At 62.9% G+C, this 22,240-nt stretch carries 14 protein-coding genes; 8 read left to right on the top strand and 6 right to left on the bottom strand.

All coding sequences use genetic code 11. From position 1 onward, the window contains the following. Nucleotides 1–264: 264 nt before the first annotated feature. On the top strand, nucleotides 265–1,035 hold the full coding sequence (locus tag ACFCU0_RS04195) for a hypothetical protein (RefSeq protein WP_434972412.1): 771 nt from the start codon (nucleotides 265–267) through the stop codon (nucleotides 1,033–1,035). A 153-nt stretch (nucleotides 1,036–1,188) separates the two neighbouring features. Here ACFCU0_RS04195 and ACFCU0_RS04190 read toward each other — a convergent pair whose 3' ends face one another. Both ACFCU0_RS04190 and ACFCU0_RS04185 read right to left on the bottom strand, forming a co-directional pair. After that, on the bottom strand, nucleotides 1,189–3,606 hold the full coding sequence (locus tag ACFCU0_RS04190; protein ID WP_434972411.1) for a TonB-dependent receptor: 2,418 nt from the start codon (nucleotides 3,604–3,606) through the stop codon (nucleotides 1,189–1,191). Nucleotides 3,607–3,732: 126 nt separating this feature from the next. Next, nucleotides 3,733–4,113, bottom strand: coding sequence for a hypothetical protein (locus tag ACFCU0_RS04185; protein WP_434972410.1), 381 nt, complete (start codon nucleotides 4,111–4,113; stop codon nucleotides 3,733–3,735). 209 nt (nucleotides 4,114–4,322) lie between these two features. Between ACFCU0_RS04185 and metE the strand changes: the two genes are divergently transcribed. From metE to ACFCU0_RS04170, 3 genes are all read left to right on the top strand, one after another. Then, the gene (metE, locus tag ACFCU0_RS04180) at nucleotides 4,323–6,650 is read left to right on the top strand and encodes a 5-methyltetrahydropteroyltriglutamate--homocysteine S-methyltransferase (RefSeq protein WP_434972409.1); all 2,328 of its coding nucleotides are present in this window, start codon (nucleotides 4,323–4,325) and stop codon (nucleotides 6,648–6,650) included. 196 nt (nucleotides 6,651–6,846) lie between these two features. Then, nucleotides 6,847–7,083 carry a hypothetical protein gene (locus tag ACFCU0_RS04175; RefSeq protein WP_434972408.1) on the top strand — a complete coding sequence of 79 codons (237 nt, stop codon included), beginning with the start codon at nucleotides 6,847–6,849 and terminating at the stop codon, nucleotides 7,081–7,083. A gap of 341 nt (nucleotides 7,084–7,424) precedes the next feature. After that, nucleotides 7,425–10,781, top strand: coding sequence for a right-handed parallel beta-helix repeat-containing protein (locus ACFCU0_RS04170; RefSeq protein WP_434972407.1), 3,357 nt, complete (start codon nucleotides 7,425–7,427; stop codon nucleotides 10,779–10,781). 29 nt (nucleotides 10,782–10,810) lie between these two features. On the opposite strand, the gene lgt is transcribed toward ACFCU0_RS04170, so the two are convergent. Beyond that, a complete protein-coding gene (gene lgt, locus ACFCU0_RS04165) occupies nucleotides 10,811–11,638 on the bottom strand; it encodes a prolipoprotein diacylglyceryl transferase (RefSeq protein WP_434972406.1) in 828 nt (275 codons plus the stop codon). A 212-nt stretch (nucleotides 11,639–11,850) separates the two neighbouring features. Here lgt and ACFCU0_RS04160 point away from each other — a divergent pair, with 212 nt between their 5' ends. Further along, nucleotides 11,851–12,204: a citrate synthase gene (locus ACFCU0_RS04160; RefSeq protein WP_434972405.1), complete on the top strand. Its 354-nt coding sequence runs from the start codon at nucleotides 11,851–11,853 to the stop codon at nucleotides 12,202–12,204. 129 nt (nucleotides 12,205–12,333) lie between these two features. Here the strand turns inward: ACFCU0_RS04160 and argS are convergent, their stop codons facing one another. After that, nucleotides 12,334–14,022, bottom strand: a complete 1,689-nt coding sequence (gene argS / locus ACFCU0_RS04155; RefSeq protein ID WP_434972404.1) for an arginine--tRNA ligase — start codon at nucleotides 14,020–14,022, stop codon at nucleotides 12,334–12,336. Between the two features lie 300 nt (nucleotides 14,023–14,322). On the opposite strand from argS, the gene ACFCU0_RS04150 reads away from it, so the two are divergent. Both ACFCU0_RS04150 and ACFCU0_RS04145 read left to right on the top strand, forming a co-directional pair. Further along, nucleotides 14,323–14,535, top strand: coding sequence for a hypothetical protein (locus ACFCU0_RS04150; RefSeq protein ID WP_434972403.1), 213 nt, complete (start codon nucleotides 14,323–14,325; stop codon nucleotides 14,533–14,535). 138 nt (nucleotides 14,536–14,673) lie between these two features. Beyond that, on the top strand, nucleotides 14,674–14,991 hold the full coding sequence (locus ACFCU0_RS04145) for a chorismate mutase (protein WP_434972402.1): 318 nt from the start codon (nucleotides 14,674–14,676) through the stop codon (nucleotides 14,989–14,991). A 103-nt stretch (nucleotides 14,992–15,094) separates the two neighbouring features. On the opposite strand, the gene rodA is transcribed toward ACFCU0_RS04145, so the two are convergent. Next, entirely contained in the window at nucleotides 15,095–16,360 is a 1,266-nt protein-coding gene (gene rodA, locus ACFCU0_RS04140) for a rod shape-determining protein RodA (RefSeq protein ID WP_434972401.1), read from the bottom strand. Nucleotides 16,361–16,396: 36 nt separating this feature from the next. Then, nucleotides 16,397–18,373: a penicillin-binding protein 2 gene (gene mrdA, locus ACFCU0_RS04135; RefSeq protein ID WP_434972400.1), complete on the bottom strand. Its 1,977-nt coding sequence runs from the start codon at nucleotides 18,371–18,373 to the stop codon at nucleotides 16,397–16,399. 674 nt (nucleotides 18,374–19,047) lie between these two features. Between mrdA and ACFCU0_RS04130 the strand changes: the two genes are divergently transcribed. Next, nucleotides 19,048–22,188: a peptidase S9 gene (locus ACFCU0_RS04130; RefSeq protein WP_434972399.1), complete on the top strand. Its 3,141-nt coding sequence runs from the start codon at nucleotides 19,048–19,050 to the stop codon at nucleotides 22,186–22,188. The last annotated feature ends 52 nt before the right edge of the window (nucleotides 22,189–22,240 follow it).

Below are 22,240 nucleotides of genomic sequence, written 5' to 3'. Positions count from 1 at the left end.
TGGGAGCCGCACGATGCGCTACGAGGAAATAGCGTACAAACGATGATAACGGCGGCATACAATCCCTGATGGGATGTGTCTGTGGGTGAGAAGGGCAAGATGTACACGTCCCCTTTTCACCCACTCCCGCCGTGCCGTATCCTACGGACTTTCTTGTCTCCATCACCACCCCACTACCGTCGCACGGCCGTGCGAGGGTGGTGGGGCGGGAGGCAGCGATCCGCGCATGCAGGTCCTCGTTCTTATCAATCGAAAACCACACCCATGACCATTTCGAATCAGTACACGCTCCTCCCGGGACGCGTCTCTCGAATTCTCATGCTCGGGTTAATCTGTGTCGTCGTCGCCCTCGCCGGGTGTACCGATGCCGAAAGGGGCGATGAGCCGATGGAGGACGATGTGGAAGCGGCGGAGAACCTGTCCGCGCTGGACAGTGAGTTCGTCCAGAGCCCGTTCGAGAACGCGTTCGCCCGCGTCTACCGGATCGATTTACCGCCGGGCGACTCGATCGCCCCGCATGACGGCGGGCCGCGGGTTGTCTATTCGACCAGCACCTACGCACTCCAGTTCGAAACGAATGGAGAGGCCTCGGAGCGCTCGTTCGAGAGCGGGGCCGTTCACGCACATGAGGCCGGCGTCCATACGGTGTTGAACACGGCCGATTCGCTTGCCTCGTACGTCGTGTTCGAGCGCATCAGCGACGTCGACTCGGTGGGACCCGGCGAGGCGTCCACCCTGGACGAAGTCGATATTCCCGAGGGGACGTCCCACGAAGTGGTGCTGACGAACGATGCGTTCACCGTTCATAAAATTTCGCTCGCACCGGGTGATGAATTACCGGAGCACTTCGGCTACGAACGCGTCGTCTACGCCCTTTCGGACTACACGGTGACGCTCACCGATCCCGAAGACGAGTCAACGATGGAGCGATCCTACGAGGCCGGAGATGTGCACCACCATGAAGCCGGACTCCACCGGGTCGAGAACACCGGCTCGACACCGGCCGACTATCTGGTCGTCGCCTTTAAGCCGTAATCGGCATGCCGGGGCCGGGGACGCTGCTCACCGCCTGCCCGCGAGGGCTCTCCGCGATCCGAAATCTATTTGTCACAAAACCGAACAGCCCCGCCGGGACGACCGGTCGGGGCTGTTCTTTTTTGATGCTTCTCGATCAGAGTGTGGCGGGGCTCAGAAGCCGATGGCCGCAGTGAACGCGATGACCCGGCCGGGTTCGGCTATGCGGGCGCCCGAGAACGGATTGCTCGCACTGAGGTGATTCGTGTAGTTCACGTCGAAGACGTTCTCTGCTGTTACGCGGAGGTCAACACGCCGAAGGATTCGTACGCCGGTCTGCAGGTCGACGACCGTGTATCCGGGTGTGTCGCGTTCGCCGCGCCTCGTTGCGACGCGGTCCTGCTCGAGTGTGGCTGTGACAGAGCCGTCGACGTAGAAGCGCTGCACCGTTGCGCCGTTCACAGGGAGTGTCCAGCGGGCGCCGACGGATGCCGATGCGGGTGAGACGCCGAGTGCAGGCTCATTCAACGTCTCATCTTCGCCCCAGAGATAGCTGCCGGACGCACGGAACTCGACGTCCTCAGCCGGTCGGACGCTCCCCTGGATTTCCGCGCCGTAAAACGTAGCCTCGCCGTTAACATAGCCGAAGACGGTGGACGGGCTGAGCGGCAGGAGGGGATCGACGTCCGTCGCCTCCAGCGTCACGTAGTTGTCCAGTCGCCGGGCGAAAGTGCTTGCGCGGAACGTCCACGTGCTGGCGTAGCCTTCCACCCATACATCGGCCTGTGTGCTACGCTCCGGTTCGAGGAAGGGATTCCCCTGAAACTCCGCCGTGGTCTGCGAGCGGGAGGCGGGGATGCGGTCGGAGTAAAGCTCCAGCGCCTGCGGTGATCGCGCGACCGAACCGAGGCCGGCGCTCACGCTCCAGGTGCCAGTCAGTGGAACGGAGGCGGTCACAGCACCGCTTCCCATCGTATAGGAGCGATCCAGATCCGCTTCCGTGACGTTGGACCCGCGAACGGTGGATGCATTGGTGAGGAAGACCTCGCTCGGTTCCCCCGCATCCGCCTGAACGAGGTCGAGGCGACCGGTCGCGGCCATCTCAACCACGCCAAGGCTTCGTTGCACGTTCAGGAACGCGCCCTGTTGCACCACGTGAACGTCGGGCCAGACCCGATCGCTCGTGTAAAAGGGTGGTGTCATCCGCATGCCGTTCGGCATGACGGCTTCGAACGGGCGCCGCGCATCGCGAAGGGTGGACAGCAGATCCGCTCCTGCCTCAAAGGACCACGCGCCGGAGGCAAGCGAGGCGGATGCCCGCGCGCCCAGATTCCGGAGTTCCGTGTTCACGCCGATGCGGAGCGGCGGCCGCGGATTGCCGTTCGGGAACTGTCCGGCGTCAAACGTCGGCTTGCCCTCGTTGGTCATCTCGTGCAGGGTTTGCTGCGCGTGGACCTGCACGTCGATGCCCGTCAGGGAAACGCCGTCTCCCGTCGCGCCGGGGGCGTAGGACAGGTCGATTTGTCCCATGCCGGTCCGGAAGAAGTCCGCGTTCAGCAGGCGACCGGGATACTCGATGTCGAGTTGCTCCTGATAGCCGCCGCGAACCTCAAGGGTCGTGGCGGAGGTCAGGTGGACGCCGATGTGTCCGCGGCCTTCGCCGGAGGTGAAGTCGCCGTCGATGGTGCGGCCGGCGCCGGTCTCGTAGTCACTCCCGGTGCGCCACGCGCCGTTGGCAGAGTAGAAGACCCGGCCCTGACGACCCATGGCAAAGGCGGTGGTTTCGACGGACTCGGTATTCGTGTCGTAACCGGTCCGCAGCGTTCCGGTGATCGGGGTCGGCGGCGGTGAATCGCCGCGGGGGATGGTCCGGATCGCGCTCATGTTTCCGGGTCCCCACGTCAGCGCGTACGGCCCCTTTACGACCTCGATGGACGCGATGCTGCTAGGATCTACGTGGCTCAGCGGCGAGTCCATCCGGAGGGGGCCGGCCGGGAAGGTGCGCATGCCGCCGAGGTAGACGCCGACCGACGTCTCGGTCAGTCCACGGACGTTCGGATCGAAGCCAATCGGGCCGCGGCGGATGACGTTGATACCGGGCACGGACTGGAGGTACTGGCCCGCGTCGTCGGCCTCGATCTCGCGGACCCGGGCGGCGTCAATACCGGCCGAGGGCTTCAACCCCGGTGCCAGGGCGGAGACTTCGACACCGTCCAGGCCGAGCGTTTTTTGCGTTAGCGACACCGCAATCCGGGTCGTTTCACCGGGCGCAATGGTGACGTCGCGCCGGACGGTTTCGTATCCGATGTAGCGAATCACGATGGTTTGCGTGCCGGGAGCAATCCCGGTCAGTCGAGCGACCCCCTCAGGGTTGCTAGCGGCACCGCGGGTCGAGCGGTCAACGGTGACGTTGACGCCCGTGAGCGGTTCGTTCGTGGACGCATCGGTCACGGTGGCGACCAGTGTGCCGGACGATTGCCCGGCGACGAAAGCAGGCGTTGCGAATAGAAGTGACAGCAGAGCCGTCACGGCGACGATGCGCAACCGCTGAACCGGTTGAAGCACGTCGAGCAGAAAGTGTAGAGAAGACATAGGTAAACGGTCCCTGGATGGGAAAGGTGAAGAACATGCAGGGGCGCACACATCCCACCGGAGATGGCGGGCGAAGTAAGCCGTGCGCCGCTCGTCGTGGAGATGATTGCGCGGTTGCGCAATCCATCACGACGTCCAGGGAGGTCGAAAAATGTCCATCGGCGGCGGGTCTGAAGCCGGCTGCCACGGGTCCATGACGTATGTCGTGGACGCAGCGGTTGCTGCCGGGACAAGCAGAATGCTCCGTGAGATGGCACGCAGGTCGATGTCCGCGACCCGCATGGTCAGAGAGGTGTGGTCGTGCTGCCCGTGGACGTCCTCAATCCGTTCCACGAGGAAGCACATGCCGTCGCAGTCCACCTCGGGGTTATGCCGGTTTATGCAGTGGTGCTCTGCGATGTGGTCGTGGTGGATCAGGAATAGCGCCTCGACCAGCACCGTCCCCTGCATCCCGACGCAGACCGTCAGGATGAGAATGAGGCGGAATGTGAAGCGGAGTTGGGACATATCGGGACTGGAACGAATTCTACCATGGTCAACCCGGGCGCAAGACGCATGATTCGTCGCGCCCTTCTCCCGTTGTCGAACACCGCATCAATTATCCCGGCGGGCTCGGGGATTTGTGACAGGTCGAACACAACGATTTGCTGTGTATTCGCCATACTGATATTCCGATGTGAATCGCGTGCTTCTCATTGCCAGGTTCCGCTTTCCCCATGGTGCAATCGTCTGTACTCGGCTTTCCTCGCATTGGCGTTCAGCGTGAACTCAAGCATGTACAGGAGGACTACTGGTCCGGCGACGCAACCGAGTCGGATCTGCGAAGCGTCGGCCGTCGGTTGAGGAAGCGGCACTGGGAAAAACAGGCCGATGCGGGTATCGACTTCATCCCGAGTGGTGACTTTTCGTTCTACGATCACGTTCTGGATACGGCCTGCATGGTGGGGGCCGTGCCGGAGCGGTTTGGTTGGAATGGCGACGAGGTTGACTTCGACACCTACTTCGCCATGGCCCGGGGACTTCAAGAGAAAGACGTGGATCGCGGCGCGGATGAAGGTGGTGCCGCGGCGCTGGAGATGACGAAGTGGTTCGACACGAATTATCACTACCTCGTCCCGGAGCTTCAGCCGGATCAGAAATTCGAGCTCGCGTCCACCCGCGTCATCGATGCGTACATAGAAGCACGAGAGGCCGGCATCCAGACGCGCCCGGTTCTGCTCGGCCCGGTCTCATTTCTCCTCCTGAGCAAACTCGAGGACGCCCGGGGCGATGCCCACGTGCTTGACCTTCTCGACGACCTGTTGCCCGTGTACGAAACCGTGTTGCGCCGCCTCCGGACGGCCGGCGCGGAAGCGGTACAAATCGACGAGCCGTGCCTGGTTTTCGACCTGGACGATGCGGCGCGTCCTGCGTACCGGTCTGCGATGCAACGGCTCCGGTCGGCGGCCGAGGGTCTCGACCTGCACCTCACAACCTACTTCGACGGCGTCCAGCACCACGCCGACCTCGTGCTTGACCTGCCGGTGGACGTGCTTCACCTCGACCTGGTGCGCACGCCGGACCAGCTGGAGGCGCTGCTCCTGTGCATCCCGGACGATATGACGCTTTCGCTCGGCCTCGTTAACGGCCGCAACGTGTGGCGGGCCGATCTGGATGAGCGCCTCGAAATCGCGCAGACCGCGATCGACGCACTGGGGCGCGACCGCGTTATCGTTGGCACTTCCTGCTCGCTGCTTCACGTCCCGGTCGATCTCGAGACGGAGGAGCAGCTGCCAGAGACGGTCACCTCGTGGCTGGCTTTTGCAACGCGGAAGCTGGACGAGGTCGCGGCCCTCGCGGATGCATGCAATGGTGACGCGGAGGCAGCAGCGCCCGCCTTTCGTGCGAGTCGAGCGGCGCGGGCGTCGCGTAAGGCATCCGACGCCGTCCACGACGCCGATGTGCAGGAGCGGGCGGCGTCCATCGCGCCCGAAGATCTGAAGCGTGACACCCCCCACGCGAGTCGGCGAACCGTACAGAACGAACACCTGGACCTGCCGATGCTGCCGACGACCACCATCGGCTCGTTCCCGCAGACCGACGACATTCGTGAGGCCCGGCGCCGATACAAGGACGGTGACATCACGGAGGAAACGTACGAGTCCTTTCTCAAGCGCGAGATCGCGCAGACCATCGAGGCGCAGGAGGACATCGGCCTGGATGTGCTGGTCCACGGCGAGCCCGAGCGGTCGGACATGGTCGAGTACTTCGGTCAGCAGCTCGACGGGTTCCTGTTCACCGAGAACGGCTGGGTGCAGAGCTACGGCTCTCGGTGCGTTCGCCCACCCATCATTTACGGCGACGTGAAGCGGACCGACCCGATAACGGTGCGCTGGTCGTCCTACGCCCAGTCGCTCACGAATCGCCCGGTCAAGGGCATGCTCACGGGGCCGGTTACCATGCTTCAGTGGTCGTTCGTGCGCGACGATCAGCCCCGCGCCGAGACGTGCCGGCAGATCGCTTTCGCACTGCGAGACGAGGTCGCCGACCTGGAGAACGCCGGCATTTCCGTCATCCAGATCGACGAACCCGCACTGCGCGAGGGCCTGCCCCTTCGCGAATCGAAATGGGACGCCTACCTGACCTGGGCCGTCGAAGCGTTCCGGCTGGCTTCGTCCGGCGTGAACGATCGGACCCAGATCCATACCCACATGTGTTACGCCGACTTCGAGGACATCATCGAAGCAATTGCCGACATGGACGCGGACGTCATTTCGATTGAGTCGTCGCGCTCCAGGATGGAGCTGCTGGATGCGTTTGAGGCGTTCGACTACCCGAATCAGATCGGGCCTGGCGTATATGATATCCACTCCCCGCGCGTCCCGACGACCGATGAAATGGCGGACCTGTTGAATCGGGCGCTCACCGTTCTGAATCCGGGGCAGCTCTGGGTCAATCCGGACTGCGGTTTGAAAACGCGGCGCTGGGTGGAAGTCAAGCCTTCCCTGCGTAACATGGTCGAGGCCGCCGACCGGATCCGTGAGCGTCTCTCCGTTCGCGAATAACCGGCCCCGTGCAGCCGATGCCTTCCCGCCCACGGCTCGCCAAATCCCGCTCAGTGTGCTGTCCGCACCGGCCATTGATTTGGTCCCGGGCACAGGATGATCAGGCGGAACCGTGGGGCGGGATCCAGCGGTTCGATTCGACACAGATACCGTGACATCGGGCCAAGCACCCTCTCCATTCGACAAGCTTTCATTCATGACCGACGACTTTAGCCTGCACGCCGAACTCGATCCCGAGGATGAGGAGATCGAAAACGAAGACATCGAGTACGATGACGACTGGGATATCGACGACGACGAAGACCTGGATGACGACGAGTACGAGGACGACGAGTACGAGGACGACGACGAGTGGGAGGAGGAGGCCCCGTGGGACGAGGACAGCGTTTTCGACGAGTTCGATGATGACTTCTTCAATGAAGATGATGAGTAAGCGCTGATCATCGTCGGTCCTTCCGGTCCATTCCAAAGAGCAGGTGCCTCGTTCCGGCGCCTGCTCTTTTTGGTTTGGGGGCGTCTTCGTCAGGGCGGTGAACAGACCGATACGCCAATGGCGCAATCTGCGCCGAAGCCGTCAACGGGTCCGAGGGTGGAGGAAACAATGCATGACCCGAGCGTGGAAGTCAGATATACGGCGATGCGGGTGATTGGGCCGTTCGTCGGACTCTCCGTGAGAGAATCACGGGGACCGGCGGAGCGCGCGGACGTGTACCCTGGGAGGTTTCCGTGGGGCGTCGCCGATCGTCGACTCTCGCTCGCCATCAGGTCGGTGCCATGTCTTTTCTACCCCGCTGTGTCGCGTCTGCCATCACGCTCATCCTGACCGTGGGACTGGTGCAGCCCGCTCCGGTGAATGGTCAGATCTACGTTCGCGAAGGGGCGTCCGGTACAGGGACACTGAGCGATCCCTACGGCTCACTCCAGGATGCGATCGCGGACGGCTCGAGCAATGACATTCGCGTAGCCGAGGGTACCTATTTCGCCGCTGCAACCGACCGAACCGCGTCATTTGAGCTCCGAAATGCGCTCGAGATTGTGGGTGGATGGGCGCCCGATTTCAGCACGCGCGACCCGTCTACGTACACCACAACCCTGAGCGGGGACATCGACGGGGACGGCACGCTCGCGGGGAATTCCTACCAGATCGTCGTGGCACCGTCCGGCGTGACGTCGGCAACGGTCATCGATGGCGTCACGATTGCCGACGGTAATGCGGACTCGTTCGTGACCCAGGACGGTGGTGCGGGGCTGTATATCGACAGCGCCTCGCCTACCGTGCGAAACGTGATCTTTCGCGGGAACGGCGCGAGTGTGGGAGGGGGCGGCGTGTTCGTGGATGGGGGCGCGCCGAACTTCGAATCTGTCGTTTTTGAGGCGAACACGGCCTCCTCACTTGGTGGCGGTGGATTCCTGTCGATTAACGGCATGCCGACGCTGAATGCCTGCACGTTCACCGCCAACACGGCGCAGGCAGGGGGTGGGCTCTACGTCGTGTCCGGGAGCGTGACGCTGACCGGTAGTACCTTCTCGTCGAATACCGCATCCGGGGGCGGCGGCGCGGTCTTCACCGACGGCGGAACGCTTTCGGTCACTCGTTCGGTGTTTGGTCAAAACGTTACGTCGGGCACGTTCGGCGGAGGAGCGATCTACCTCGTCGGGGCGGACGCCCGCTTCACCAGTACGACCTTTGCCGGCAACGACGCGTCCGGCATGATTCCCGGAGGTGCGATCCAGGCCGTGGAGGGGAGCACGGTAGAAGCATTCAACAGCGTTTTTTCCGGAAACGACGCGACAGGCAGCCGCGGCGGTGCCGTCTATCTGTTCGACTCGGTCCTGCAAGCGACCAACACGACGATGGCCTCGAACGCCGCCGCCGACGGGAGCGCCGTCTTCGTCGATGGAACCGGATCGGCGATCCTTCAGAACGTGATCCTGTGGCCGCAGGCGGCGCAGGTCACCTCCGGAAGTGGGACGGTCTCCGTCGGGGCGGCGCTAATCGACGGCGGCCTGCCAGCGGGCGCCTCGCTCCTGGCCGGAGCGCCGCCGGTGATCGATGCCGATCCTCTCTTCGCAGACGCGGACGGTCCGGACGGTACAACCGGCACGCTGGACGACGATCTCCGGGTAGACCTCGCCTCGTCCGTGGTCGGATACGGTCTCTTCGCGGCCCTCCCTTCGGACGACGGCGACCTGGACGACGATGGCAACACCGCCGAGTTTCTACCGCTCGACCTGGCCGACACCCCCCGGGTCGAGGACAGTCATCTCGCGGACGGGGATAGCGGCGGGCCGGACCTGGGCGCTTACGAGACACCGACCCGACTCATCATCACGGGCACAGCGGACAACCCGCCCGAGGACAGCGACTACGGCGAAGACAGCGGCTGGCGCATGATGGCCACCCCGGCACAGGCCGCTGTCGACGACATCGCCGACGATATCGACTTCGGACCGAACGGCCTGTCCGGTTCCCCTCCGACGGCCATGATCTATCAGTGGGACGACGCCGCGCCCAACGACACGTCTTCGTTTTCCGGGGTTTGGAGCGCGCTCTCGTCACTCACCGACCCGCTACCGTCGGGTATCGGGTTCATCCTGTTCTTTTTCGACGATCAGCGTGACCCGATTCGACCTTCTGTGCCGCTTGTTTTCGACGTTCCGGGCGACCGGCCGAACGGCACGTTCGTCGTGGACAATCTGAGCCCCACGGCGCTCTACCACCTCATCGGGAATCCCTTCCCGCAGGCGTACGATGTCGATGCCCTGACGATCGGCGGAACGAGCGGTTTCCAGGCCTTCGTCTGGATCTGGGATCCCGAAACCGAGGCGTACAACCGGCTAGAGCAGGGGACCGCAGGCGACGTGGTGGCCTCGTGGCAGGGGTTCTTCATCGAACGAAGCCCGGGCAGTACCGCAACCACCGTTACATTCGATGCGAGCGGCCGCATCAGCGAGGTGCCCTTTGTCGGCAAGCAGGGGGCTTCCGAAAGGGTCACGCGGATCGGGGTGCGCCTCACGGCGGTCGACAACGGGCAGGCGGTGTTCACGGACGACCTACTGGAAGTGAGCTTCCGTCGGGGGGCCGTCGATGCGTGGGACGTGTGGGATGCAACGCGGCCGGGCGGACCGGCCGGCGATCAAATGCGGCCTCGGATCGTGATAAACGGCCAGCGACTCGAGCGGTGGGTTGAAAAGGCCCACGAGAGTCGGCCGCTCCCGCTCGGTCGGGGCGTCCGGCTGCCGGTCAACGTGAGGACGGAGGGCTGGACGGGCAAGCTGCACATCGACGCGTCGGTCTGGGAGCACGTGCCGCCGAACTGGAGCGTGTGGCTCATCGACACTCGGGGTACCATTCCCCCGGGTGATGACATCGAAACGCGCCTGCGACCGGGCTCGGAGGGGTACACGTTCGTCGTGGATGGTGACTCTGAACAAGGGGGGGCGCAGCCCGCTGGCACGCAGGAAAGTCGGCCCTTCAGCGCCAACTACCCGCAGCGGACGGCAGCGGCGGGGGAGGAGGCGCTGATGCTGGCGTCCAGCGCGACGCACGAGTTCGTCTTGGTGGTGTCGCCCGGTCCGGCACCCGGGCCGGCGTGGGATGTTCAGGCCCACGCCTCTGGAACAGGCGCCGTCCTGTCCTGGCCTGACGACCTGTCCGACGCTGCGGTGTTGGAGCATTCCCGGGACGGAGGAGCGTGGAGCCCACCAACAGTCACGCTCGACCGGAGGCGCCGCACAGGACGCGTGATCGCCACGCTGTCGGATCTACGGTCGGGACGCTACCGGTTCAGGCTGCGCATGGACACCGACGCCGGGACGTCGTATAGCGAGGAAGTGCCCCTGCGGATTCAAATGACGCGGGCCGTACAGATCCGGCAGGCATCGCCTAATCCTATCCTCGGCTCGGGGGGCATGGCCGTCACGGTGCGTGAGCGGCAGGAGGTGAGCGTCGAGCTGTTCGACGTGCTGGGCCGCCGCGTCGCTGTGCTGTATCGCGGAACCCTTCCCGCCGAACGGACCGAACAGATCCGTATCGACGCTGATCAGCTCGGTCTGGACAGCGGGACGTATGTCGTTCGTGTTCGCGGCGAGGAGTTTCTCGAAACGCACCGCGTGGCGGTTCTTCGGTGACGGTGGGCCGGTGCCCCGAGCGTCCCCGTTCAGGAACCGGGCTGCTTCGCGCGGGAACGGCTGGACCAGAGCAACCAGGCGCCGAAGAGAATGACCGGAAGGCTGAGAAGCTGGCCCATCGACAGGGGCAGGCCGATGTCGAAATGAACCTGCTCGGCCTTCACGAACTCGATGAGAAAGCGTGCCCCGAATACGAGAACCATGAACGCGCCGGAGAGCGTCCCGAAGCGGGGAGAGGCGTCGGAACGGCGATAGAGCCATACCAGAATCCCGCAGATGCAGAAGTAGACAAGCGACTCGTACAGCTGAGCCGGGTGACGGGGCGTCATGTCGCGAAGCGCGAAAACAAACGCCCACGGTACATCCGTCGGCGTACCCAGGATTTCCGAATTGAAGAGATTTCCGAGACGAATCAGGCCTCCGGTGAGCGCGGCCGGCATTGCGATTCGATCCAGAAGCCAGAGGAACGGCTGATCGTCCCGGGACCGGGCGTATAGATAAAGCGCGATCAGTACCCCGATGAACCCGCCGTGACTGGCGAGTCCGCCCTGCCATACCTGGAGAATTTCGGCGGGGTGCGTGAGGTAGTAACCTGGATCGTAAAACAGCACGTGGCCGAGACGGGCACCGACGATGGTCCCGCCGAGAATCCAGTAGAGGAGGACGTCCACGTCTCGCTCCGGCTTGTCCTCACGGATGAATACCGACCGCATCGCATAAAAGCTCAGCAGGAAGCCGACCCCGAAGAGAAGGCCGTACCACCGCGGGGCGAACGACCCGAGCCGGACGATGACAGGGTCGACGCTCCAGTGGATGGCAGCAAGACCCATGGGGAGCACGGACAGAGGAGCGGGCATGAGGCGTCGGTTGAGCGAGGAGCAGTCGGCGTGAGGGCGCGCGGATCACGGCAACGCACGCAATCGATGGGCAAGCCGTTCGGGCTTCGTGTAACCTTAACAACGAGCGCCGGCGAAAGCTGAAACCCGACTGTTTGTATTCAATCTAAATAGTCCGCGTCGGCTGATCTTGCCGGTGCCCTGTCTTCCCCGCAGCGAAGAGATCCGAGACGATGATCACGCCCCCATCTGCTTCCTCCGATGCCGTAACGCTCTATTCGACCGATGATGGATCCGTGGTCGAACGCAATGATGGAAGCGTCACCGTAACCTTCGACGGTCTGACAATCGCCCTACAACCGGAGGCGCTGGTCTCGCTCCGTGACTCGATCCGCTCGCTGGCGGCAGATGTCCGCCGGTGCGGCCCGGATTGTCGCTGGCAGTTGCGCCTCCCGGACACCGATCAGCGCTCCGTGCTCGTGCTCACCTCCGACGACGTGCTCGCCCTGGAAGATCTGGTTGCCGGAGCCAGCGCCATGCTGGAACTGAATGGGCTGCTTGACGAGGTCGGCATCGAAACGTCATAACCCCGCTCCAACTGAGCGGGCGCAAACCGCGCGAACGGCAGCCGAAACAAACGAGGCGCCGCGTCCCATCGGTCGCGGCGCCTTTCCCGTTTCTCTCCAGAGAGCACGGATATGTCCGCCGGGTCTGATTTACATTTCTCGCGGTGCGTCGATGCCGAGTACGGTCAGCCCGTTGTGGATGACGGTTTGTGTTGCCCGTGCGAGATGCATCCGGGCCGTGGCGAGATCTTGGTCCTCGCCGATGATCCGGCACGAACCGTAGAACTGGGAAAACGCTGACGCCACCTCGCGAAGATAGTTCGGGATGAAGTGCGGCGCCCGCGCCTCAGCCGCCTGCTCGATGATCGTCGGGAAGCGGAGAAGTTCCTTGATTAGCGTCGTCTCGTCCTCGTGCGTAAGCAGCGCCAGGTCAGGCTCGTCGTCAAACGTGAAGCCGACGTCCTCGGCCTTGTCGACGATCGAGCAGACCCGGGCATGAGCGTACTGAAGGTAAAAGACCGGGTTTTTGTCGCTGGCCTCCTTGGCCAACTCCAGGTCGAAATTGAGGTGCGTGTCCGCCGAGCGCATCAGGAAGAAAAACCGTGTGACGTCCGCCCCGACCTCGTCGATAAGATCGTCGAGCGTGACGTAATTGGCGCGTCGCGTACTCATTTTCACCGGTTCCCCGCCGCGAACGAGGGTGACAAACTGGTAGAGAATGACCTCCACCTTTTTGCTGTCGTAGCCCAGCACGTCGAGGGCGGTGAGCACGTCCGGGTAGGTCGCGATATGGTCAGCTCCTAGCACGTCGATGATGACGTCGTAGCCGCGCTCGAGCTTGTCGAGATGGTAGGCTATGTCCGGAGTCCGATACGTAGGCTCACCGCTGCTCTTGATCAGGACCGTATCCTTATCCTTGCCGAAGTCCGTCGTCTTGAACCATAGCGCATCGTCCTCCTCATAGGTGACGCCGGCCTCCTTGAGGGCGTTGACGGTTTTCTCCACGCGGTCGTCCTCATAGAGCTTCTTCTCGTTGAAAAATGTCTCCATGTGGACGTTGATCCGCTCGAGCGTCCCCTCGATGTCCGCGAAAATGATCTCTTCGGCTTTCGCCTGAAATGGGTCGAGGGTGTCCGAATCAAGCAACGCGTCGCCGTGCTCGTCGAACAGGGCCTGGCCGACGTCCCGGATGTACTCGCCGAGGTAGCCGTCCTCCGGGAAGCTGACAGGTACCTCTGCCGTTTCGCCGTCGCCGAGATCGATGGTTTTCATGTCGACGTCGTCGGCAATCTCCTCATACCGTGCGCGGACGGATTGCGCCAGCACGCGCATTTGCCGTCCCGCGTCGTTGAAATAATATTCGCGATCGACGCGGAATCCGGCCCAGTCCAGCAGGTTCGCAACGGTGTCGCCCAGGACGGCGTTGCGGCCGTGTCCGACCGTCAACGGGCCCGTTGGATTCGCGCTGACGTATTCCACGAGGGCTGAGCGGCCGTCGCCGAGATCCGTCCGGCCGTATGCGCTGCCCGCGTCGAGTACGTCCGCCAGGCTGTTGAAGAGATGGTCACTGGCGAAGCGGAAGTTGATGAAGCCGGGGCCGGCCACCTCCACAGCTCGGACGCGTGCCGGGTCGACTGTGTCACGGAGACGCTCGCTCAATTCCTCCGCGATGGCTCGAGGATTGTTCTTGAGGATGCTCGCGAGCCGCATCGCGGTATTGGTGGCGAGGTCGCCATGCTCCTCTCGGGCCGGTTTTTCCAGCTCGATGTCAAAATCGGCCGGCACGGCGTCATAGTCGTCGAGAACGGCACGGATCGTCGAGCGGAGATAATCCTTCATCGCAGGCGAGGCAAGTAAGCGGGGCAGAACGAGGCAAACACGCGGACGGCCGAGACGACACGTCTGCTACAACATGATAAGATATCGCCGGATCGGTGCAGAGGAAACCCGCACGAATCGATTTGCCGGAATCTGAATGATGGCGCGGGGTGTGCAGTCCGGGGTATAAGGTTCGGGGAGACGAGCAAGCCGCCAGCCCGATGCCACCGGTTCGTTTCATCCCAGATCTGACTGTTGAGAAGTGTACACCGCTGAACGGTAAACGCTGGACCTTGAACCCTGAACCTTGAACCCTGAACCTTGAACTATTTATTCGGCTCACTTGACATCGCCCGCTCTGCCTCGTACCGTGAGACCATCATGAACACAGCAGACCTCCCATCCGCCTGCCCCCGACCGGGCACCGTCGCCTCGGCTTCCAATGCCGTGCTGGGATCGTCGTACGCATATGCCTTTACCTTTCTGGGCTATGTGTATTTTTATTTTTATGCGACCTCCTCCGGCGGATTGTAGGCGTGCTGTTGTCATCGCCCACTTGCTACGACCCGCCGGCCGTTCAGGCCCGCGGGTTTTTTGCGTTTGTGGGCCTGTTAGATCGGTCGAGCGGTGTCGCCCTGCGCCTCCATCGACCCTACCGACACACCCTCTGCCATGTCTTCCTCCGCCTCCACGTTAAGCGACATTCGTTCCCGTATCGATCAACTGGATCAGGCGATCATCGAACTCCTCGCCCGGCGTCAGTCCGCCGTTGATGACATCGCCGCCGTCAAGGAAGAGAAAAACGACGACATCCGCGACCCGGATCGCGAGTGCGAATTGATGGACCGTCTCCGCGACATCGCTCGGGACAACGACCTGGCCCCGGGCCTGGTCGAGGACCTCTACGCCTCGATCATAGAGCACAGCGTCGAACGCCAGAAAAACCGCCGCACCTCCTCGCGCTCCTCCCATCTGAGAAAGGTGGGGTGAGGGATTGCGGACAACGGATTGCGGAGGGGGGATTCGCCCGTCGCTGCCGTGCAGGCTCAGCACCCGGCACTCAGCACCCGGCACTCAGCACTCTTCCCCCGACCTAATACCCGTAGATCGATAGGTCGTCGCGTCGCATGTGGATTGTCAGCACGATCGCGAGCATGGCGGTGTTGGCGAGGAGGGCCGAGCCGCCGTATGACAGGAACGGGAGCGGGATGCCGATGACCGGAAGGATACCGGTCGCCATCCCGATATTGATAAATATATGGAGCAGGTAGACGCCAACCGCTCCGGCGGCAACGATCGAACCGAAGGGATGCTTGACGTCGGTCCCCAGCTTGACGAGGCGAAGGAGCAGGATTGCAAAGAGGCACAGAACGACCAGCGAGCCGACAAAGCCGAACTCTTCGCCGATCACGCTGAAGATAAAGTCCGTCGATTGCTCCGGAACGTAGGCGCCCTGTGTTTGCGTCCCCTGCATGAAACCCTTCCCCCAGAGCCCACCGGAGCCGATGGCTGCCTTGGATTGCACGAGGTGAAAGCCGACGCCCTGGCGGAATTCCTCTGCCTCGGGATTGGTGAAGGAGATGAGCCGGGCGACCTGGTGGGGCTGGAGAACGTAGGAGATCGCGATGGACGTGATGGCGGCCACGCCGCCGGTGAAGGCCGCAGCGATCGCACCGATGTATCGCTGGCCCGTGTACCATCCCATCCCGATCGTAAAGAGCACCGAAAACCCGATGGCGGCCGGCATGTAGACGAGGGACAGGTAGCCGGCGATCGCCGGCGAGACCATCAGCAAGATGGTGGTAAACGGGAGCCCGCTCCAGAAAAGCATGATCGGGACGAGGCCGAAGAAGACCAGCGCCGTCCCCATATCGTTTTGCATCACGATGAGGATCGCCGGGAGCAGGATGAGGCCGCTTGCCTTCAGAGCGTACTTCACGTTGCTGCCGAGGCGTCCCCGCCGATCCGCCAGCAGCTGCGCGACCGCCAGCACGGTGCCGACCTTCGCCAGTTCCGACACCTGCAGGCGTAGCGGCCCGATAACGAGCCATGACTGCGCGCCGTTCACCTCTTTTCCAAACAGGAGCGCGGCGATGAGCAGAACGATCGTTCCCGCGTAAATCGGGAAGGCCGCATGCCGGAAGAATCGCACGGGCAGCATCAGCGAAATGCCGATGCCGACCGAGCAAATCGCCAGCCAGGTAAACTGCCGGTAGAAGTTCGACTGTACGCTCGTGGAAAGCTGCTCCGCCGCCGGGCCGTGCGTCGTACTGTAGATTGCCGTCAGCCCGACCCCGACGAGCGCGAGCCATGTCAGCAGCGTGCCGACATCAAGCGTGTTGTACCAGGAGCGCTTCACGGGAAACGGGGTGTTATCGGTGAAAGACGGCGGCGATTACTCGTTCTCCGGGGCCGCCGGCTGAATGGGGGTGATCGGGTCAAGGCGGACGGTCCGGGTGGATCGACTGCGCGGGGCGTCGGCACTGTCGGGCGCCGCCTCTGCGTTCAGGACGCGCTCCCCGTCCGTTTCGTTATCCAGCGGGGCCCCGAAGCCCTTGGGCGGCGCCGACCGGACCTCCTCCATGAGTCGCTTGATCCAGTATCGGCGCTGCCAGATGTCGAGGTCGATGGATCCGTTCAGGTATTGCTCGGCCATCAGGCTCGCGATGGGGGCAGCGGCGCTGCCTCCGTAGCCGGCGTTTTCGACGGCCACCGCGATAGCGATTTCGGGGTCCTCAAACGGCGCGAACATGATAAAGAGCGAGTGGTCCTCCCCGTGCGGGTTCTGTGCCGTCCCGGTCTTCCCGGCGCTGGTCACGCCCGGGATCTGCACCCACTCGCCGGTGCCGTTCTCCATCACGCGGCGCATTCCCTCCCGGACGGCGGCAAAGTGGCTGCTGTCGATCGGCACCGTGGCCGCTTCCGGGAGATCCGGCTTGACGGTCTCCCCGGTTTCAGGATGGCGAAGCTCGTGTACGAAGCGTGGGACATGGAGCGTCCCGCCGTTGGCGATTGCCGCAACGTACCGCGCCAGTTGCATGGGTGTGACCGACATGTCGCCCTGACCGATGCCAAGGTTGACCGTGTAGCCGGCCGTCCACCGTCCGTACGTGTCGTTGAAGTATGACGAGTCCGGGATCAGCCCCGCCTGCTGATCGGCGACGTCGAGCGGAATCCGCTGGCCGAACTCGAACATGCGGGCGTACCGATTCCACGTATTGACGTCGGTCTCCATCATCAGATGGTAGTAAAACGTATTGCAGGAGACCTCCAGCGCTTCCTTGACGTCGATCCAGCCTTCGTCCTTGTATCGGTGATTGTGGAAGACCCGGTTTCCGACCCGATAGCCAGGCGGGCAGTCGACCTTCTGATTTGGCGTGATCATACCTTCCTCCAGCGCCATCAGCGACATCAGCGGCTTCCATGTCGACCCCGGCGGGAAGCCGCTCATCGTCGCACGGTTATAGAGCGGGTCGGCTGGTGCATTGCGGATACTGTCCCACCGCGCATCGCTCACGGACCGGGAGAAAATCCCGGGGTCGAAGTCGGGGTGGCTGACGAAGGAGATAATCTCCCCATTGTCGGGATCAAGGGCGACGGCCGCGCCGCGCTTTCCGACAAAAAGGGACTCGGCCAGCGCCTGCACCTGATGGTCGAGCGCCAGGTGAAGGTCGTACCCGCTCACAGGGGGGCGATCCTGGTCCCCATCACGGTACGATTTGACCTCCCGCCCGCGCACGTCCACGAGCATGTATTCGCTCCCCTGCGTCCCGCGAAGGCGCCGTTCATAAAAACTTTCAAGGCCCGTTCTGCCGATCCGGTCGCCCTGGCGGTACCCGTCGTCGCGCATTCGAGCAAGCGTGCGAGCATCGATCTCCCGGACGTATCCGAGCGCATGCGTTGCCTGGGCCTCGGTGTGATACCGGCGACGCTGTTCGATCTCGTACGTCACCCCGGGTAATTCGTAGAGATGCTCCTGAACGCGGCTAAACGTGTCGAAGGACACCTCGCGGAAGGAGCGACTCGGCTGAAAGAGACTCCAGTCGCGCGCCTCCTGCAGCTTCCGGTGGACGGTGGTGTCCGCCACACCGAGGAGATCGGCGAGGAGCGACACGCGATCCGGCTCGAAGAAGCGCGGCGTGATCATGATCGTGTAGCTCGGCTGGTTGTCGACCAGCAACGTGCCGGACCGATCATAGATTGCACCGCGGGCGGGCTCGACGCGCTGCTCCCGGACGGCATTGCTCTGCGAGGCTCCCCAGTAGGTGTCGGCACTGACGACCTGGAGCTGGATGAGCCGAATGCACAGAATTGCAAGCACGACGACAATGACGCCGGCGTACACGCGAACTCGTATCCGAAACTCGTCCATGTAGAGCGTACTTCGGGGTGACGGGGAGCGAGGGGGCGGCACAGACGTGCCGCAGGGGAGCGGCCTGCGAGGCCCGGGATCCATGCGAGGCCGACGTTACCGGAACGGCGCTGCAGCGACGACTCGAAGCGGGTTGTACGACCGCGTAGAAAAGGTAACGAATCGCACGGGAGAATACGAATCGTTCAAATATCAAATATGATGCCGCCGGATGTCGTCGACCTGGATCCGTTCGGTCGGGCTGTTGCGGAAAGCTCGATGGAAACCAAACCATACAGGCGTTACGCGTACGACAATCTCAATCGATAGTTGCTTCTCATCCGTCGCGGGTACTCATTACGACGGCGTGTTTCTGAAGAGATCAACGCACGTGCCATGGTCTCGTCAGATGGGTGCAAACCGACCCGCCGTGCGCTGATGCTGAAACGTTTTCCTCTCCCCGGACACGGAGCATGGTAGACACACGCAGCGCGCGGTCGGGACGTCGTCGTTTACGCGAAAAGACAGGCGGTTGTGCTTCCACCGCCTCCTGAACACGTCGGCGTTGAGGCGGAGGGTTCGACATCCGGGATGAGAAAATGAAGTCCTCCCGGTGAACCCCTCGAGCGTCGCGTGTGTAGTACCTGCACGCTTCTGTGCAGTTTTCTTCAAGCTCACGATCAAGCCGTACCCCAATGCGCCGATCGACTCTCCCCACGTCCGTCCTGCTGGTTCTGCTCATGCTGTTGTGGAGCGCGGTGCCGGCGGAGGCGCAGTACTTCGGTCGTAATAAAGTCCAGTACGACGACTTCGACTTTAAGACGATCCAGACGGACAATTTCGAAATCTACTTTTATCCGGAAGAACGCGTGGCTGTCGAGGACGCCGCTCGGATGGCGGAGCGCTGGTATCGGCGCCACTCCCGGACCTTTCTGCGCGAGTTCAACAAGCGCAAACCGCTCATTTTCTACGCAAATGATGCGGACTTCCAGCAGACCAACGTTATCCAGGGGCAAATCGGTCAGGGGACCGGCGGCGTGACGGAAAGCCTGAAGGAACGTGTCGTGATGCCGTTGACGGGGAGCTACAAGGAGACCGACCACGTCCTCGGCCACGAGCTGGTGCATTCCTTCCAGTACGATATCGCCCTGCGCGGCGACACGCCCGGCTTCTCTTTGCGGCGCCTGCCGCTCTGGCTGGTCGAGGGAATGGCGGAATACCTGTCGATCGGACGCGACGATCCGCACACCGCGATGTGGCTTCGGGATGCCGCGCTCCGTGACGACCTGCCGACGGTCGACCAGATGACGCGCGACATGGCGACCTACTTTCCGTATCGGTATGGACAGGCTTACTCGGCCTACATCGGCGGGAAGTACGGCGACGCCGCGGTCACGAACCTGTTTAAGCTGAGCGGGCGCGTGGGGGTTGATTCAGCCTTTGTGTATGCCCTCAACATCACAGCGGACTCGCTCTCCGCCGAGTGGCAGCAGGCCGTACGCGACACGTATCTTACGTCCCTGGACGGTCGCACCCCGGCCGATAGCGTCGGCCGTGCGGTCATTGGTTCGCCCGGGGAGAAGCGCCAGCTCAACATCTCCCCCTCGGTGAGCCCGGACGGCCGCTACGTAGCGTTCATTTCCCGTCGCGACATTTTCAACACGAACCTGTACGTCGCGGACGCCGAGACGGGCCAGATCGTGTCGGAGCTGGAGTCTACAAAGTCGAACCCCCACTTCGACGCGCTCCGGTTTATTAATTCCGCCGGGTCCTGGTCGCCCGACGGCCGCCGCTTCGCGTTCGTCACCTTCGTCGAAGGCGACAACGAGATCAACACGTTCGACGTCGAAAGCGGTGACGTAAATGAGCGGATCGCCGTGAAAGGCGTCGGGGCGATCCAGAACCTCGCGTGGTCGCCCGACGGCCGGTACGTTGCCTTCACCGGGATCGACGGTGGTATTAGCGACCTGTACGTGCTAGACCTGGACACGCGAACGGTGCGCCAGATTACGAACGATCGGTACGCAGACCTCCAGCCGGCATGGTCCCCGGATGGATCGACGCTCGCCTTCACCACTGACCGCGGGCCGGACGGCACCAACTTTCAGACGCTCGAGTTTGGCGAATACCGGATCGGGACGGTTAACGTGGAGACGCGGGAGATCGAGACGATCCGCCCGTTCCCCTCGGGGATGCACCACAATCCGCAGTACTCCCCGGACGGTCGAAGCATCTACTTCATTTCGGACCACGACGGCTTCAAAGACATCTACCGCTACGCGCTTGCAGAAGAGTCCGTGTTTCGAGTGACGGCCCTGCAGACAGGCGCGAGCGGGATCACGGCGCTTTCGCCGGCCATGTCCGTCGCGAGCCAGAGTGGTCGAATGATGTTCAGCATTTACGCGAACAACGGCTACTCGATCGTCTCGCTGGAGTCGGACGAGACCGAAGGCATCCCGATGACCGGCACCGACACGTCGCAGACGGTCGCCGCCTCGGGCGGGCGTCTACTGCCGCCGTCGCAGAGCGCAGATGAGGGGCTCGTTGGCAGCTACCTGGACGACCCCAGCACGGGTCTGCCGCCGCCTCAAGACTTTCAGGCCGCCGAGGCGAGCAATCGGCTACGGCTCGACCGCATCGCCCCGCCGACGATCGGCGGGGGGTACTCCCAGGGCTTTGGAACGCAAATCTACGGCGGCGTCGGGCTCTTCTTTAGCGACATGCTGGGCAACCAGAACCTCGACGTCTTTCTGCAGGCCAACGGCACGCTAAAGGACATCGGGGGTGGCGGCTTTTACACCAACCGGAAGAATCGACTGAACTGGGGCCTCGGCGCAGCGCACATCCCGACGCTCTTCGGTGGATTTAGCATCGTCGACCTCAACGGAAATGGCTTCCGCGATCCGGGAGAACCCTACGCACAAATTCTGCAGCGCATCTTCCGGACCACGGCGGGCGCCAATTTGAGCTACCCGCTGTCGCAGACCCGCCGGTTCGAGATCAGCGCCACCGGCGTTCGCTTCGGGTTCGACATTGAAGCCTTCGCCTTCACCAATCGTGGACGGGAGGAAATCGACCCTGAACTCGTGACGGGCGGACTGGCCCTCCCCGATCCGATTTATCTCGGACAGGTGGGCTTCGCGTACGTGGGTGATTTCTCAAACTTCGGGTTCACATCCCCGACGCAGGGCGGCCGCTACCGGGTTCAGGTCACGCCCAATTTCGGGTCCCGGCAGTTCGTGAATGTGCTTGTCGACTACCGTCGCTACTTCTTCTTCAATCCGGTGACCGTCGCCTTCCGCGGGCTGCAGTCCGGAAACTATGGTGCGACGTCGGACAACCTGGCCGCCAATGACTTCGACAATTTGTTCATCCGCGAGTCGCTCGGCTCTCCGTACCAACTGGCGTTCGTACGCGGCTATAGCTTCTCGTCCTTCTTCAACGAGGACTCGTGCCGCACCGGGCGCGAATGCCGCATCCAACGCCTGTACGGAACGCGCGTCGGGCTCGCCAGCGCGGAACTCCGCGTGCCGCTGCTGGGGAACGACGCCTTCGGCCTTGTCAACTTCCCCTTCATCCCGACGGAGTTCGTGCTCTTCACTGACGCGGGCCTCGCCTGGACGAATGAGGAGCTACGCTTCGACTCCGTGAAGCTGTCGACGTCGACGCTCGTCGAAGAACGAGGGCGAACGGTTCCGGCGCGACCAGTTATCAGCACCGGCGTTGCCGCCCGCATGAATCTGCTTGGAGCGGCGGTCTTCGAGATCTTCTACGCTCGAACCTACCAGCGCGACCAGGACTGGAACTTCGGCCTCGTTCTGCGTCCTGGCTGGTAACACGGTCGGATCTTCTTGCGACCTCAAACGCACGCCCTTATGGTGCTTTCGG

Origin of the sequence: Longibacter sp., assembly GCF_051155795.1 — a bacterium.
Classification (GTDB): Bacteria; Bacteroidota; Rhodothermia; order Rhodothermales; family Salinibacteraceae; genus Longibacter.
This window is presented reverse-complemented; position numbering and strand designations above follow the sequence as displayed.